This is a genomic window from Maribacter cobaltidurans, from assembly GCF_002269385.1.
GTDB lineage: Bacteria > Bacteroidota > Bacteroidia > Flavobacteriales > Flavobacteriaceae > Maribacter > Maribacter cobaltidurans.
In genome coordinates this window covers 1933065-1946709 of record NZ_CP022957.1, presented here as the reverse complement: position 1 = coordinate 1946709, position 13645 = coordinate 1933065, and the positions used below count along the sequence as shown (strand labels likewise).

Sequence of the window (13645 nt, the reverse complement as noted above, 5' to 3'; positions counted from 1 at the left end):
AATGAACGCACTAAAACAACAGATGGACGCTTCCTTCGGAAAAAAAGAAAAACTTAAAAGCCAAAAACTTATTGGCAAGCTCTTTACCGAAGGAAGCAGCCTTACTGTCTTTCCCATAAAACTCATCTACCTTGAGACACCCTGTCAAGAGGTTTCCATTAAAGCGGCCGTAACGGTTCCAAAAAAAAACTTCAAAAGTGCGGTCCATCGAAATAGAATAAAAAGGTTGTTACGGGAATCCTACCGATTGAACAAAGACATCGTATTTAACAATACTCAGGAGAACTTTGCGTTTTTATTTTTATACCTTGGAAAGGAAATACCGGCTTTTGCGGATCTAGAGTCCAAAATGAAGCTGCTTTTGGAAAAATTTAATGCCCGGATTCATGAAAAAACTAATGCGTAAAAGAATCATTTTTCCCGTTCTGGCCCTTACTTTTCTTGTGGTTGGAAGTAGTTTTAAAAGCGATTTTTTTGAAATAGCGAAGCAGATAGAGATTTTCACGACGCTTTTCAAAGAGCTCAACATGAACTATGTGGACGAAACCAACCCTGCGGAATTAATGGATACGGCCATAAAAAACATGTTGGAGGACCTGGACCCCTACACCAAGTTTTTAAACGAACAGGATGTAGAATCTTACAGGATAAACAATGCAGGAGAGTATTCTGGCATCGGGGCGCTCGTACGCACTTACAAAGATCGGTTGTTGATTATAGAGCCTCATCAAGGATATCCTGCGGACAAGGCCGGACTTAAAGCAGGGGATCAAATTATACAGATAGGGGATATCAAAGTAGCCGATTTTGAAGATAATGCAAGTGAACTTCTCAAAGGTTCAGAAGGCTCTTCCGTTGACGTAATTTATAAAAGACAGGGCAAGATAAGCAGTACTACTATTGAACGTGGAGGAATAGAGGTAGATGCTGTGCCATTTTACAAAATGATAGACGACCAAACCGGATATATCGTCTTGTCCAAATTCAATGCCAAGGCTACGGACCAAACAAAAAGTGCTTTGTTGGATTTAAAAGGAAAAGGTGCGGAAAAAATAATTCTAGACTTAAGGGACAACCCCGGTGGATTACTTTCCGAGGCTATTAACGTTACCAATTTGTTCGTACCAAAAGGCGAGCTGGTGGTAACTACCAAGTCCAAGGTTAAAAAGTTTAATCGGGAGTATAGAACTACAAACCAACCTGTGGATGCAGAAATACCATTGGTGGTGCTGGTCAATGGAAGCAGTGCCTCTGCCAGTGAAATTGTTTCCGGGAGCTTACAGGATTTGGACCGAGCCGTAATCATGGGAGCCCGGAGCTTTGGAAAAGGCTTGGTACAACGGCCTTTAAAACTCACCTACGGCACACAGCTCAAAGTTACCATATCTAGATATTATACCTCATCTGGAAGATGCATTCAGGCCTTGGATTACTGGAACAGGGATGATAATGGTAATGCCGTAAGAAATACCACCTTCAATGATTTTACCACAAGAAACGGGAGAAAGGTTCAAGATGGGGGTGGAGTTCTGCCCGATGTAGAGATTGCCGCTGTTAAAACAAACGACTTGACCATGGCATTGCTTCAAAACAATGTGATTTTCGATTATGCCACTGACTATTATTTTAGTCATAAGGTAGATAATGTGGCCGATTTCAAGTTTTCCAATTCTGACTTCAACAACTTTAAGGCTTTTGTAAGACAGAGTGACTTTTCATTTAAAACAAAAGCGGAAAAAGCGATTACCGAGGCATTATCGGGTCCAGAAAATGACTTTTTGGGACAAGAGGTTAAGGACAGCTACAAGACCTTATTGGCAAATATTCAAAAAGGGAAAATCAATGCACTGGATAAATACCAAAATGAAATCCAAAAAAACCTTGAGGATGAAATCGTAAAGCGTTATTTCTATCGTGACGGGCTATATCAATATTACTTGGCCAACGATGATGCTATCCTTGCCGCTACCGAGCTACTTGGCAATGGCTCCAAATATGATGGCCTTTTGGGTAAACGTTAATCGTAGCTACATTTTCCGGGCTGAATAAAATGAGCACCATAATTAGTGGCTTTGGGGTCCATGCACCCTTTTAGGTTTCTTATTTTTATATTCCTGAAGTCAATAGGCTGCCCTTCACTTTGTAGGGCAATATATCCTTCCTTTAAAGGTGTTCCCGGCTTAAAAATATTGGTGTCGTATCTTTTGACATTTTCGCCGCCCATTTGGGGTTTGGCATATTCCAATACCGTTTTGCCATTGATGATATGCCTTACTAGTGAATCGCCATAGACTATAAGTTCTGCCTTTACCCATTGGTCACCAAAATAGGTGTCAGAGGCTGAGTTTATACAATGAGTAGCATCCAATTTCCCTTTGTAAACCACATTTGTTCCTGGGGAGCACATATTACCAGTGGGCCTATTCTTTCCTGGCTCTAGTCCCGCCAAGAATTGCATTTCCACGGAAATAGGCCAGTCCTGATCCTTAAGTAGGGTTCGCGGGTCTTGAGAATGGTACATTAAACCACTATTTAAAATTGTATAATCCGGAGACCCAGGGAAAAGTTCGCCAACAAAACGATATTCCATAGATAGATGAAAATGGGAATAAGGCTGATCGTAGTACAAGTGTCCAAAGCGATCGTTGAACAAACCTTCGTATTGGTCATATCTTACTTTTAAAATACCATCCTCTACCCTAAAGGTGTCCCCATGGTTATCAAACACATCATAATGCTGGATTTTAGCGGTCCAGCCCTCTAAATCACTTCCGTTGAGCATTGAGGTCCATCCTTCTTCCTCTTTTTGTTGTGATGAGGCGAAAACACAACAAAATAAAATGGAAAGCATACATATCCCTCTGAAGGGGAAAGCTGGTTTTACAAAATTGATTACTGAATGTTTCATTAGAACTTTTATTAAGGGAGTTGTATTCTATTCAAAAATAGAATTTGAATCTGATTTAGGGGCTTCAAATTTTCTTAGATATACATATTTGCCGTTTTTAGACCGTCGTTCCATAAAATCTTCTTCCGTAAGCGTAGGGTCAATTTGACTGTAGTGGCATCTGTAAGACTTTGCGGCTTTTTCCAAATCTTCATCGGTATAGGGAACTTTCGTTCTTAAATATTTACTTGCCTGCCCTCTTAAAACCTTTCCTTCAGGGTCATCGATGTTGTCAGCTGGGGTACCATAATAAAACAAGTCCACCCCTTTATCCCAATCCTGGCTAAGGTACACTTGGGCAACGGACGCTCCCACCAATCTATGGTCCATGTGTGTGGAACCACCATCAGGGCCCCATGTAATGATGGCGTCAGGCTTTAACCTGTTTACAATTTCATTGAGTTGCTTTATCATTTCCCTTGCGTGTGGAACATGGCCGTCATAGCCCTCAGCTGCTCGAAGTTGGTCATGAAAATCTAAGTGAATCAACTCAACTCCCAACAATTCTGCGGCACATTTCATTTCTTCCCTTCGGGTAACGACCAATTCATCCCCTGCCTTGTGGTCATGGAAATCGTTGGTGCCATACCTACCATCCGTAACAACAACTAAATGTACCTTTGCTCCTTCTCTGGCATATTTGGCTAATATGGGAGAAACGGTACTCTCGTCATCGGGATGTGCAAAAACCGCCAGTAACACCTTTCCTTCATAGGGCTTTTGCGCCCGGCACGTAGAACCCACCAAAAGAAAAATTATAAACACATATGCGCGTAGCCATAATACCGATTTACTTGCTATTGATGTTTTCTTCATGCTGGGCTTTTTTAGATGTTTCTTATATCTACACTTTAAAATAGATTTTGCGCTTGTCCAAATAATAGGTGATATACCATAAAAATAGGAGAATTAACAATGATTCCAAAACCAAAAGCCAATCCTTATAAGCGTCAAGGTTATGAAAAAGACCGGTGTTCCAAAGAATATCGAACTCCCTGAATATCAAATGCCCAAACGTTTCTGCAAATAAATAAATGAAAATGGAGTTTGTGCCTATAACGGCAAAAATTTGTAGCCATTTTTTCCTGTATCCCTTTACATCGATAATCCAATAAAACAGGGCCAGTGCCAAAATTGAAATACCTCCAGAGGCCAGTGTAAAGGAGGTGGTCGCAATACGTTTAACAATCGGTGTAATATCAAAAAAATCCAAGGTAAACCCTGTAACGGTTGCCAAAACTCCCCAAAAGAGGAAAGTCTTTAATTTACTTGATGTGGCTCTAGAGTTCTGCAATAGTTGACCACAGACAACGCCCCAGATGGTATGGGTCGCCGTTGGCAGAAAATTTATGAATGCCCAATATCCGTCATTCACCTTCCCCATCACCAAGAGGTCTACCCAAGCGCCAAATGTTTCGTGACCTTGTGCGTAAGGGGCTTCTGGGTTGTAGATCCTGTATAGGACTTCAGTCAGCAGCAAAAGAAAAATTGTAAACCCTATTTGAAACTTTGTGCTTTTACCCATAACAGCATAGGCAATCAGAATGGTGAAGGCCAATTGAACCAAAACGTTCCACAGCTCCCATACAGGACCGTGACTGTAAATACAATGTAACAGGACACCAAAAAGGAACAACTTGAGACATCGCATGGCAATATGTTTGTTCAATTCCTTTCTGCCTCCCTTTTCCAATCGTTTTTTAAAGGAAAAAGGCATGGCCACACCCACAATAAACATAAAAAAGGGCTGTATGAGGTCCCAGAACCGAAGGCCGTTCCATGGATGGTGCTGCAATTGAAGCGCCAGTGGATAAAAAGTAGAGCCTTCCGTTAAACTCGCGAAACTTTCATGGAACCCTGCAGCCTCCGCTATGAGCAGGAACATTATGAATCCTCTGAAAACATCCAAAGAATACAGGCGTTGAGTCAATGGTTTGGCGAATTGCGACATACCATTTGGATGATTAGGTTTAGCCTAGAAATGTACAACAAATTTTAAATGAAATGATTATCTTCCAAATTCCTTTTTAGAGCCATCTCCTATGAAAAAATTAGCGCTTTTTACCCTTTTGTTTACCTCAAGTCTTTTTGTCCTTTCGCAGACCGACAATAAAGAGGAAATCGCAAAACCTATTCCTAAGGCAAAGACGTTTGAAACCATGCACCAAGGTGTTTTCGGAGGGAAGACTATCAATTATAAAGCGACTGCCAAGGAAACCTTTTTAACCAATGAAGCAGGGGACTCCATAGCTACTTTCTGGTCGGTTGCCTATACCAAAAATCCCATGGGGGATGTTAAAACAAGACCTGTCACCTTTGTTTTTAATGGTGGTCCTGGTTCGGCCTCCGTATGGTTGCACATGGGGCTTTTTGGGCCCAAAATCATAAAAGTGGATTCAGAAGCCAAGAAGGACGATGGTGCCGCTCCTTATAATCTTGTGGCCAATGAACATGGCCTTTTAGACCTTACTGATCTTGTTTTTATTGATCCCGTAGGCACTGGGTATAGTCAATTGGTGGGAAAAGGAAAAGGAAAGGACTTTTATGGCCTCAAAGAGGATGTCGCTTCCTTTGCTCAATTTATAAGAAAATGGGTCACCGATAACGGGCGCTGGTTCTCTCCCAAATATTTGGCCGGTGAAAGTTACGGTACCACAAGGGCCGCCTATTTGGGCAACGCCTTGGAGGGCTCGGGTCAGAACATGGCGCTCAACGGTATGATTCTTATTTCCCAGGCCTTGGATTATGCCGGTTCTACCTCTATCCATTATAACATCACTTCCTATATCACCTATTTACCAAGTATGGCAGCCACTGCCTGGTACCATAAAAAAGCGGGGCAGGGAAAAACGTTGACCGATTTTGTAAAGGAGTGCAGGGAATTTACCTATGGTGATTACACCAAAGCCCTTTACAAGGGCAACCTCCTGGACAATGCCGAGAGGAATGACATAGCCGAGAAGCTCAGTTATTTTACAGGATTGGACAAGGACTATATACTTAAATCTAACTTGCGTATTCTCGTAGAACGATTTCAGAAAAAACTCTTGGAGAATCAAGGTTTGGCCATTGGTCGTTTGGACGGTAGGTTTATGGGTGATGAATCCGATGATGTGGCCGAACGTCCCCACCTAGGAGACCCGGCAAGCTACCAAATCGGCGCTGCCTATACTGCGGGAATCAACCATTATTTTGCAACCGATTTAAAAGTTGACATGGACCGGCCTTACATTACCTCCGGAGGGGGTGAGGGATGGCGATGGCGCACCGTCCCAGATGGCCAATATTGGGAACCGATGCCCGTGAACACGGCGCCTTTTCTTGGGGAGACCATGAGACGCAACCCAGAAATGAAGGTAATGGTCGCCAACGGTTACTACGACCTTATTACGCCTTTTTTTGATGCCGAATACACGTTTGCAAGAAATGGGATTGTCACCGAAAAAGTCTCCATGAAATATTATGAGGCCGGCCACATGATGTACACCCATGAACCCGACCTTATACAGCTGTCCGAGGATATTCGCGTATTTTATAACAACTAATACGTTTTCTCTATTGAAGTTCACTGATATCCATCTCGTTCTCTTTTTACTGGTTCCCCGACTGTTTTTTGGACAATTTTCCCCTTCCGAATCTCCGAACGAAGGTTTGACCGTGCATGTTTTGGGAACGGTACAAGATGCGGGCAGTCCGCATATCGCCTGTGAAAAAAAGTGTTGTGCTCATCTTTTTGAGACCGGTGATCGGTCTAGAAAGGTGGTGTCCCTAGGGATTGTGGATTCCAAAAACAACAAAACATTCCTTATAGAGGCAACACCTGATATGCCCAAACAAATCAGGGATTTAAGGCTGAATGCGCCCTTCAAGGAAAACGATTATCCAGACGGTGTTTTTCTTACCCATGCCCATATTGGCCACTATAGCGGGCTCATGTATTTGGGTAAGGAAGCGGCAAATACGAAAAATATCCCGGTTTATACGATGCCTAAAATGCATCGGTTCTTGAGGGAAAACGGTCCATGGGGCCAATTGGTGGCCAATAACAACATCCAACTCATTCAAACTGAAAATGAAAAAGCAATAACGGTTTCGGAACAACTGACCGTAATCCCCTTTACCGTACCTCATCGTGATGAATATTCGGAAACCGTAGGCTACAAGATAATAGGGCCGAACAAAACCTTACTTTTTATTCCGGATATTGATAAATGGGAGAAGTGGGACAAGGATATTAAGGAAGAAGTTAAAAACGTGGATTATGCCTTGATCGATGCCACTTTTTATGATGCCGAAGAAATAAATTATCGGGATATTTCAGAAATACCCCATCCCTTCGTCATTGAAAGTATGCAACTATTCCAAGGGCTTTCAATATCGGAAAAAAATAAAATTCATTTTATCCACTTCAACCATACCAACCCTTTATTGAATAGGGATTCCGAACAGACTCGAAAAGTACTGGAAGAGGGCTTTCAAATCGCCAGAAAGGATATGGTATTTAAATTATAATTTGTTTTGGACAAAGAGCTAATAGAACATCTCAACTATATTCTATGCACAAAAATAGAGCGAGTTTCGCCGCTTTCCGGAGGGGATATATCCAGAGCCTATCTGTTGGAGTCCGAAACCGAAAAATTCTTTTGTAAGCTTAATGCCGAGAAAATGGCATTACCCATGTTCAGAGCGGAAAAAAATGCACTTCATGCCTTGTTGAAAACAGGAGCCATAGCCACACCACGGCCCTTTCAGGTTGAGCCTTACAAAAAGGGTGCCTTTATTCTAATGGAATACATTGAGAGCAAAAGAGCGAATACTGAGGACATGGCTCTTTTTGGACGGCAACTTGCAAAACTGCACCAAGCATCAGTCAAAAATGAGTTTGGGCTGGAGGAAGATAATTTCATAGGCAGTTTGCCCCAATCCAACAAAAAGCATTTGGACTGGACTACATTTTATGTGGAAGAACGATTGCTTCCCCAATTAAAATCAGCTGCTGACAAGGGGTTATTGGGGAGGGATGAAATTCCTTCAGAAGATACGATGATGGTGGTCTGTACCGATATGTTTCCCAAAGTATCGCCTTCTTTACTGCATGGGGATTTATGGAGCGGTAATTATTTAATTTCAAACCATGGGGTTCCTTTTTTAATCGACCCTGCGATTTATCGGGGTCATTACGAAGTGGATATTGCCATGACGAAGCTTTTTGGAGGTTTTGGGGATTCCTTTTACAGGGCATATAAAGAAGTAATGCCTCCTGAACCAGGTGAAAACGAACGAACGGATTTGTATCAATTGTACTATCTCCTCGTGCATTTAAACCTATTTGGGAACTCTTATAAACCAGCTGTCAAAAGAATTTTAGCTGCTTATTTTTAGGCTTTTGGCTATCTTTATTTCAAACTCGACCCTACATGAAACTGATTAAAATAAGTGCCGCATTTTTACTTTCCCTCGTTTTAGGTTCCTGCGAAACAGAAAAAAAAAAACAGCAAAAAAGGAATATGCTACTTGGTCTTCTTACTTAGGCGATGCGGGAAGGACCCATTTTTCCACATTGTCCCAAATAAACAAAGAAAACGTAGAAACGCTTAAAGTGGCTTGGACCTATGAAGCGGAGGATTGGGGTCAAATGCAAATGAACCCCATAGTGGTGGATTCCATTCTCTATGGCGTGACAGCAGCCCTTAGAGTCGTGGCCCTCCATTCAGGAACCGGGGAGGAACTTTGGCAGTTTGGGGATTCCGTTAAAGTTTGGCACTCTACGAGTCGTGGCGTTTCTTATTGGTCCAAAGGAGAGGACCAAAGAATTCTTTGTACCCGTGGTGCCTATCTCTATGCCTTGGATGCCTTGACCGGTAAACCCATAGCATCCTTTGGCGAGAATGGTAGGATAGATTTGCGTTCAGGCATGGACGAAAGTGCCCAAAACAAGTTTGTCATCTCCAATACCCCGGGCACTGTTTTTAAGGACTTGATTGTAATGCCGCTTCGGGTATCGGAAGGAGTGGGGGCGGCTCCAGGAGATATAATGGCTTTCAACATCATTACCGGCAAGTTGGAATGGTCCTTTTATACCATACCTCGTCCCGGCGAATTTGGCCATGAGACCTGGGAAGATTCCACAGCCTATAAAAGCCCCCTTGTGGGAGCGGCCAATAATTGGGCCGGCATGGCCGTAGACAAGAAGGCTGAAATCATTTATGTGCCAACAGGCTCGGCTGCGCCCGACTTTTACGGAGGTGTCCGGCTTGGGCAGAACTTGTTTTCAAACTCGCTCTTGGCCTTAAATGCCAATACGGGGGAACGGCTTTGGCACTTTCAGTTTACACATCATGATATTTGGGATCGGGACCCACCCGCTCCACCCAATCTTCTTATGGTAGAAAGGGATGGTGAAAAAATTCCCGCTGTGGCCCAGGTGACCAAACAGGGATATGTTTTTGTGTTTAACCGATTAACCGGCGAGCCTCTTTTTGATATAGAGGAAATGCCATTTCCCAAATCGAAATTGGAAGGGGAAGAAACTTGGCCCACCCAACCCATACCCAAAAGTCCAAAACCCTTTGCAAGGCTTTCCCAAGAGCTTACCGAAGCGAATATTAGTCCGTTTGCGGAAAACAAAGAGGAGTTGTTGGACGTCTTCGCTTCGGCAGACAAAAGGCTTTACGCTCCGCCAAATATTGCTCCTGTTCTATTGTTGCCTGGTTATGACGGGGCTGCAGAATGGGGTGGGGCCTCCGTAGATCCCGAAGAGGGAATTCTTTATGTTAATTCCAACGAAATGGCTTGGATGCTGGGTGTTATTGAAAATAATGAAGAGGCTTATGACGGTCCCTTGGGCGAAAGTATCTATCAAAAATATTGCGTAACCTGTCATCAACCCGATAGAAAAGGAAATGTGGGCAGTGGTTATCCTTCTTTGCTTGACTTACAACTTCGGAAGGAAAAAAATGAAGTGTCACAGATCATTACCAACGGAAAAGGAATGATGACAGGTTTTCCCCAACTGACCAAGGAAGAGATGGACGCCTTGCTATTGTTTCTTTTTGATGAAGAAATAAAACACACTGTTGTGGATGAGCGCTCCGAAAATAGCGAAACAGAAGAAAAATACAAACATGCCGGATATACCAAGTTCTTGGACAGCAATGGTCTTCCTGCCATTGACCCTCCTTGGGGCACAATGCATGCAATAGATTTGAATACAGGTGATTACAAGTGGTCAATTTCTTTCGGAAATACTCCCGAATTGGGAGAAAAGGGTATTGGCACAGGTACGGAGAACTATGGGGGTGCCGTGGTTACGGAAAACGGCCTATTGTTCATTGCAGCGACAAAAGATGGGTTTTTCAGGGCTTTTGATAAGGAAAATGGCACTCTTCTCTGGGAATATGAGCTGCCGGCTCCGGCATTCGCCACGCCCGCCATGTATGAGTTTAATGGAAAGCAGTATATTGCCATTGCTTGTGGTGGGGAGAAACTAGGAACCAAAAAAGGGAATAAAATCATTGCCTTTGCCCTGCCCTAATGGCTTAAGAACAAACTGACCGACGATGTTAACACTATTTGAGCGCGCCAAAACTTTTGGCGAAAGAAAGGCTATATCCTCCAATAATCAAGGTTATAGCTATGACCAGCTTATAGCTTCTTCCAATGCTGTAGCTTCTAATTTGTTAGGTAATTCCACCGATTTAAATGAGGGTAGAATTACCTTTTTGGTTCCTCCCTCTTTTGAATATACGGCGATTCAATGGGGAATATGGAAGGCTGGCGGAATTGCCGTGCCTTTGTGCGTTCTTCATCCCTTACCCTCCATCCAGTATGTTTTGGAGGATACCCAAGCTGAAATGGTCATTGCCCATAAGGATTACGTTTCTTTTTTGAAACCTTTAGAGGCTGAACTGGGAATTTCAGTAGTTCCCATGGAGGCGATGTTTGCTGAAAACAATTCTAGTCTGCCCAATCTGTCCCCGGATAGAAGAGCCATGATTTTATATACCAGTGGCACGACAAGTAAACCCAAAGGAGTAGTAACGACACATGCCAATATTGAGGCACAAATTACGGCCTTGGTAGAAGCCTGGGAATGGGAAAAGGACGACTACATTCTTAATATTCTGCCCTTACATCATGTCCATGGAATTATCAATGTGATGAGCTGTGCGCTTTGGAGCGGGGCGTGTTGTGAGTTTTTACCAAAGTTCAACGATGAAAAAGTTTGGGAAATTATTTGCTCTGGAAGGCTCACCCTTTTTATGGCCGTCCCAACCATTTACTACAAACTAATTGCCTTTTGGGACGACGCAAACGAAGAGGAGAAGAAAAAGATGTCCGAAGCAGCATCCAAGCTTAGGTTGATGGTTTCTGGATCAGCCGCGTTACCGGTTCCCGTTCTGGAAAAATGGAGGTCCATTTCCGGCCAAACACTTTTGGAACGTTATGGAATGACGGAAATTGGCATGGGACTATCGAATTCCTATCGCGGGGAACGAAGACCCGGCCATGTTGGCTTGCCCTTGCCAACGGTTGAAATGCGTTTAGTTGATGCAGATAACAATTCTGTTGGAGAAAACGAACCCGGGGAGTTTCAGATTAAAGGCCCCAGTGTTTTTAAGGAATACTGGCAAAAACCCGATGCAACGGAAAAAGCGTTTACGGAAGACGGCTGGTTCATTACGGGAGATATCGGTATGCTCAACGATGGTCTTTATAAAATTTTGGGTAGGGACAGTGTGGACATTATAAAGTCCGGCGGGTATAAGATTTCGGCCTTGGAAATAGAGGACGTCATGCGAAAACATGACTTTATAAGTGATTGTGCCGTTGTTGGATTGCCCGACGAAGAATGGGGCGAGGTTATTGCCGCCTGCATCGTTCCTTCGAACGAAGGATTAAATACCGAGGAATTGAGCGCTTGGCTAAAGACCCAGTTGCCCGGTTATAAAATTCCGAGGAAATATATAAAGATATCTGAGTTACCAAGGAACGTCTTGGGCAAGGTGACCAAAAACGAGGTAAAAAAGCTGTTCGAAACCAAATAACCAAATTATGGATTTTCTAACCTGGGTTCCCTATGGGGGAATTTTAATTCTAGTCATCATCAATGCGATACTTGTCCTTAGAAGGGATATTCATGTAGAGGAAAACGACCATAATCCGGAGCACTGATGGACTACTTTTTCGAACACTATGTAACCCTTATTTTAACCACGCTATATGTAGGTGGTTGTTTGTACATAGGGTGGTTTTTCAAGAAAAAGGCCTCTCAGGGGGTTGAAGGTTTTTATGTGGCAAAAAGGGAAATACCGGGCTGGGTAATCTCCTTGGCTTTTTTTTCGACTTCAGCCAGTACCAACACCTATATAGGACAAGCGGGAAAGTCCTTTGAATTTGGCCTCTCGTGGGCTTGGATGGGTTTTATTTGGACTTTTTTCTGTGTTATCTCATGGCAACTTTTAGGTCCCAAAATGCGATTTCAAACCGCTAGATTAAAATCCTTTACCATCCCCGATTATTTTCATTTACGATATAAAAGTTCCTTGGCACAAACCATAAGAGTACTTTCCGCCGTAATCATCCTTTTCGCAACCCTTTGGTATATGGTGGGCATAGCCAAGGGCTGTGCCCATGTATTGACCTCCGTATTGGATATTCCTTATGAATATGGTTCTTTCGCCATAATTGCTGTAACCTGTGCCTATACCATTTGGGGTGGCATGTACAGTGTTTTATGGACCGATGCCATACAGGGTATCATTATGTTCGGGGTCGCCATTTTAATGTTGGCCATTCCTTTTATGTATGTCGGAGGGGTGGATAATTTGTTTGAAACCATCTCAAATACGGAACACTTGACCAAAGCGGGTGCCCCTATCAAATCCGGGTTGGTGACCTTTGGGGAATTGGTTTCGTTTTTATACATCCTTGGAATCGGCCTTGCCGTAGGGATGAAGCAGATATCAGAACCCAAAAATCTCATCCGTTTCTATTCAGTCAATAATTCCAAAAGTATGCGGTTCGCCATGATATGGACCCCGGTTTTTTTAGGTGTTTCCCTAGTTTGTGTCATGGGTCTAGGAGCTTTGGTGCATGGCATGACAACGCCTGAAGAAGCCAACTACCTTATAAACCATACGGATGAAGTGGTCGGATTTATGCTGGATAAGTTTGACAATAAATTGGTGAGCGGTATCTGTGTTGCCGGATTGTTTGCCGCGGGAATGTCCTCTTTGGCTTCTGTTATCATCATTATTGGTACTGCATTTGTCAAGGATATTTGGCATGTGGCCAAACCCATGAAGGAGTCCAAAATAATACCTAGGACCAAGTGGTTCATGGCCTTTTATTGCTTAATGGTGTTTTTGTTGACGCTTTACCCTATTGCCGGTATTGTTGAGCTAACGGCCTTTGCGGGTGCAGTATTTGCAGCTAGCTTTTTCCCTGCAATTTTCGGTGGACTCTATCTAAAATGGGGTACGGACCTGGGCGCCTTGGCCTCTATGATTATTGGAATGCTGACCAATATCATTTGGCGTTTTGTGTTCAGATTTAATTATGAGGCCCTAAAGGATATTCATGAGATAATTCCGGCCTTTTTGCTGTCCATGCTTACCTATGTGGTGGTGAGTATTCTTAGCAAAAACCGTAAACCGGACGATGCGCATTTAAAACATGTTTTTGGTAAATAAGAGG

Annotated in this window: 11 protein-coding genes; 8 read left to right on the top strand and 3 right to left on the bottom strand. The window is 43.1% G+C overall.

Annotated elements, in window-relative coordinates; genetic code table 11:
* Window position 1 precedes the first annotated feature (1 nt).
* On the top strand, window positions 2-406 hold the full coding sequence (gene rnpA / locus CJ263_RS08480; RefSeq protein WP_229702392.1) for a ribonuclease P protein component: 405 nt from the start codon (window positions 2-4) through the stop codon (window positions 404-406).
* Window positions 387-2021 (top strand): S41 family peptidase, encoded by a 1635-nt coding sequence (locus tag CJ263_RS08475; RefSeq protein ID WP_094996870.1) that lies wholly within the window; start codon window positions 387-389, stop codon window positions 2019-2021. The genes rnpA and CJ263_RS08475 overlap by 20 nt, the downstream gene beginning before the upstream one ends.
* Here the strand turns inward: CJ263_RS08475 and CJ263_RS08470 are convergent.
* From CJ263_RS08470 to CJ263_RS08460, 3 genes are read right to left on the bottom strand one after another with little or no spacing between them, the layout of a single operon-like run.
* The gene (locus tag CJ263_RS08470; protein WP_229702391.1) at window positions 2018-2908 is read right to left on the bottom strand and encodes a 3-keto-disaccharide hydrolase; all 891 of its coding nucleotides are present in this window, start codon (window positions 2906-2908) and stop codon (window positions 2018-2020) included. The genes CJ263_RS08475 and CJ263_RS08470 overlap by 4 nt on opposite strands.
* Before the next feature lie 27 nt (window positions 2909-2935).
* Window positions 2936-3763 (bottom strand): PIG-L deacetylase family protein, encoded by an 828-nt coding sequence (locus CJ263_RS08465; RefSeq protein ID WP_094996868.1) that lies wholly within the window; start codon window positions 3761-3763, stop codon window positions 2936-2938.
* A 28-nt stretch (window positions 3764-3791) separates the two neighbouring features.
* A complete protein-coding gene (locus CJ263_RS08460) occupies window positions 3792-4898 on the bottom strand; it encodes an acyltransferase family protein (RefSeq protein ID WP_158657113.1) in 1107 nt (368 codons plus the stop codon).
* Window positions 4899-4989: 91 nt separating this feature from the next.
* On the opposite strand from CJ263_RS08460, the gene CJ263_RS08455 reads away from it, so the two are divergent.
* The 6 genes from CJ263_RS08455 (at window position 4990) to CJ263_RS08430 (ending at window position 13641) form a co-directional block, all read left to right on the top strand.
* Entirely contained in the window at window positions 4990-6492 is a 1503-nt protein-coding gene (locus CJ263_RS08455) for a S10 family peptidase (protein ID WP_094996866.1), read from the top strand.
* 13 nt (window positions 6493-6505) lie between these two features.
* A complete protein-coding gene (locus CJ263_RS08450) occupies window positions 6506-7459 on the top strand; it encodes an MBL fold metallo-hydrolase (protein ID WP_229702390.1) in 954 nt (317 codons plus the stop codon).
* 6 nt (window positions 7460-7465) lie between these two features.
* The gene (locus tag CJ263_RS08445) at window positions 7466-8329 is read left to right on the top strand and encodes a fructosamine kinase family protein (protein WP_094996864.1); all 864 of its coding nucleotides are present in this window, start codon (window positions 7466-7468) and stop codon (window positions 8327-8329) included.
* Window positions 8330-8507: 178 nt separating this feature from the next.
* Window positions 8508-10481: an outer membrane protein assembly factor BamB family protein gene (locus CJ263_RS08440; protein ID WP_449405335.1), complete on the top strand. Its 1974-nt coding sequence runs from the start codon at window positions 8508-8510 to the stop codon at window positions 10479-10481.
* Between the two features lie 25 nt (window positions 10482-10506).
* Complete coding sequence (locus CJ263_RS08435) at window positions 10507-11994, top strand: acyl-CoA synthetase (protein WP_094996862.1); 1488 nt, start codon at window positions 10507-10509, stop codon at window positions 11992-11994.
* A 126-nt stretch (window positions 11995-12120) separates the two neighbouring features.
* Entirely contained in the window at window positions 12121-13641 is a 1521-nt protein-coding gene (locus tag CJ263_RS08430; protein ID WP_094996861.1) for a sodium:solute symporter family protein, read from the top strand.
* Window positions 13642-13645: the final 4 nt, after the last annotated feature.

What these genes read in the sequence shown, in the direction of transcription:
- CJ263_RS08470 (WP_229702391.1), bottom strand. Translation starts at nt 2,908, where the DNA reads ATGAAACATTCAGTAATCAATTTTGTAAAACCAGCTTTCCCCTTCAGA.
- CJ263_RS08460 (WP_158657113.1), bottom strand. Translation starts at nt 4,898, where the DNA reads ATGTCGCAATTCGCCAAACCATTGACTCAACGCCTGTATTCTTTGGAT.
- CJ263_RS08475 (WP_094996870.1), top strand. Translation starts at nt 387, where the DNA reads ATGAAAAAACTAATGCGTAAAAGAATCATTTTTCCCGTTCTGGCCCTT.
- CJ263_RS08455 (WP_094996866.1), top strand. Translation starts at nt 4,990, where the DNA reads ATGAAAAAATTAGCGCTTTTTACCCTTTTGTTTACCTCAAGTCTTTTT.
- rnpA (WP_229702392.1), top strand. Translation starts at nt 2, where the DNA reads ATGAACGCACTAAAACAACAGATGGACGCTTCCTTCGGAAAAAAAGAA.
- CJ263_RS08430 (WP_094996861.1), top strand. Translation starts at nt 12,121, where the DNA reads ATGGACTACTTTTTCGAACACTATGTAACCCTTATTTTAACCACGCTA.
- CJ263_RS08465 (WP_094996868.1), bottom strand. Translation starts at nt 3,763, where the DNA reads ATGAAGAAAACATCAATAGCAAGTAAATCGGTATTATGGCTACGCGCA.
- CJ263_RS08435 (WP_094996862.1), top strand. Translation starts at nt 10,507, where the DNA reads ATGTTAACACTATTTGAGCGCGCCAAAACTTTTGGCGAAAGAAAGGCT.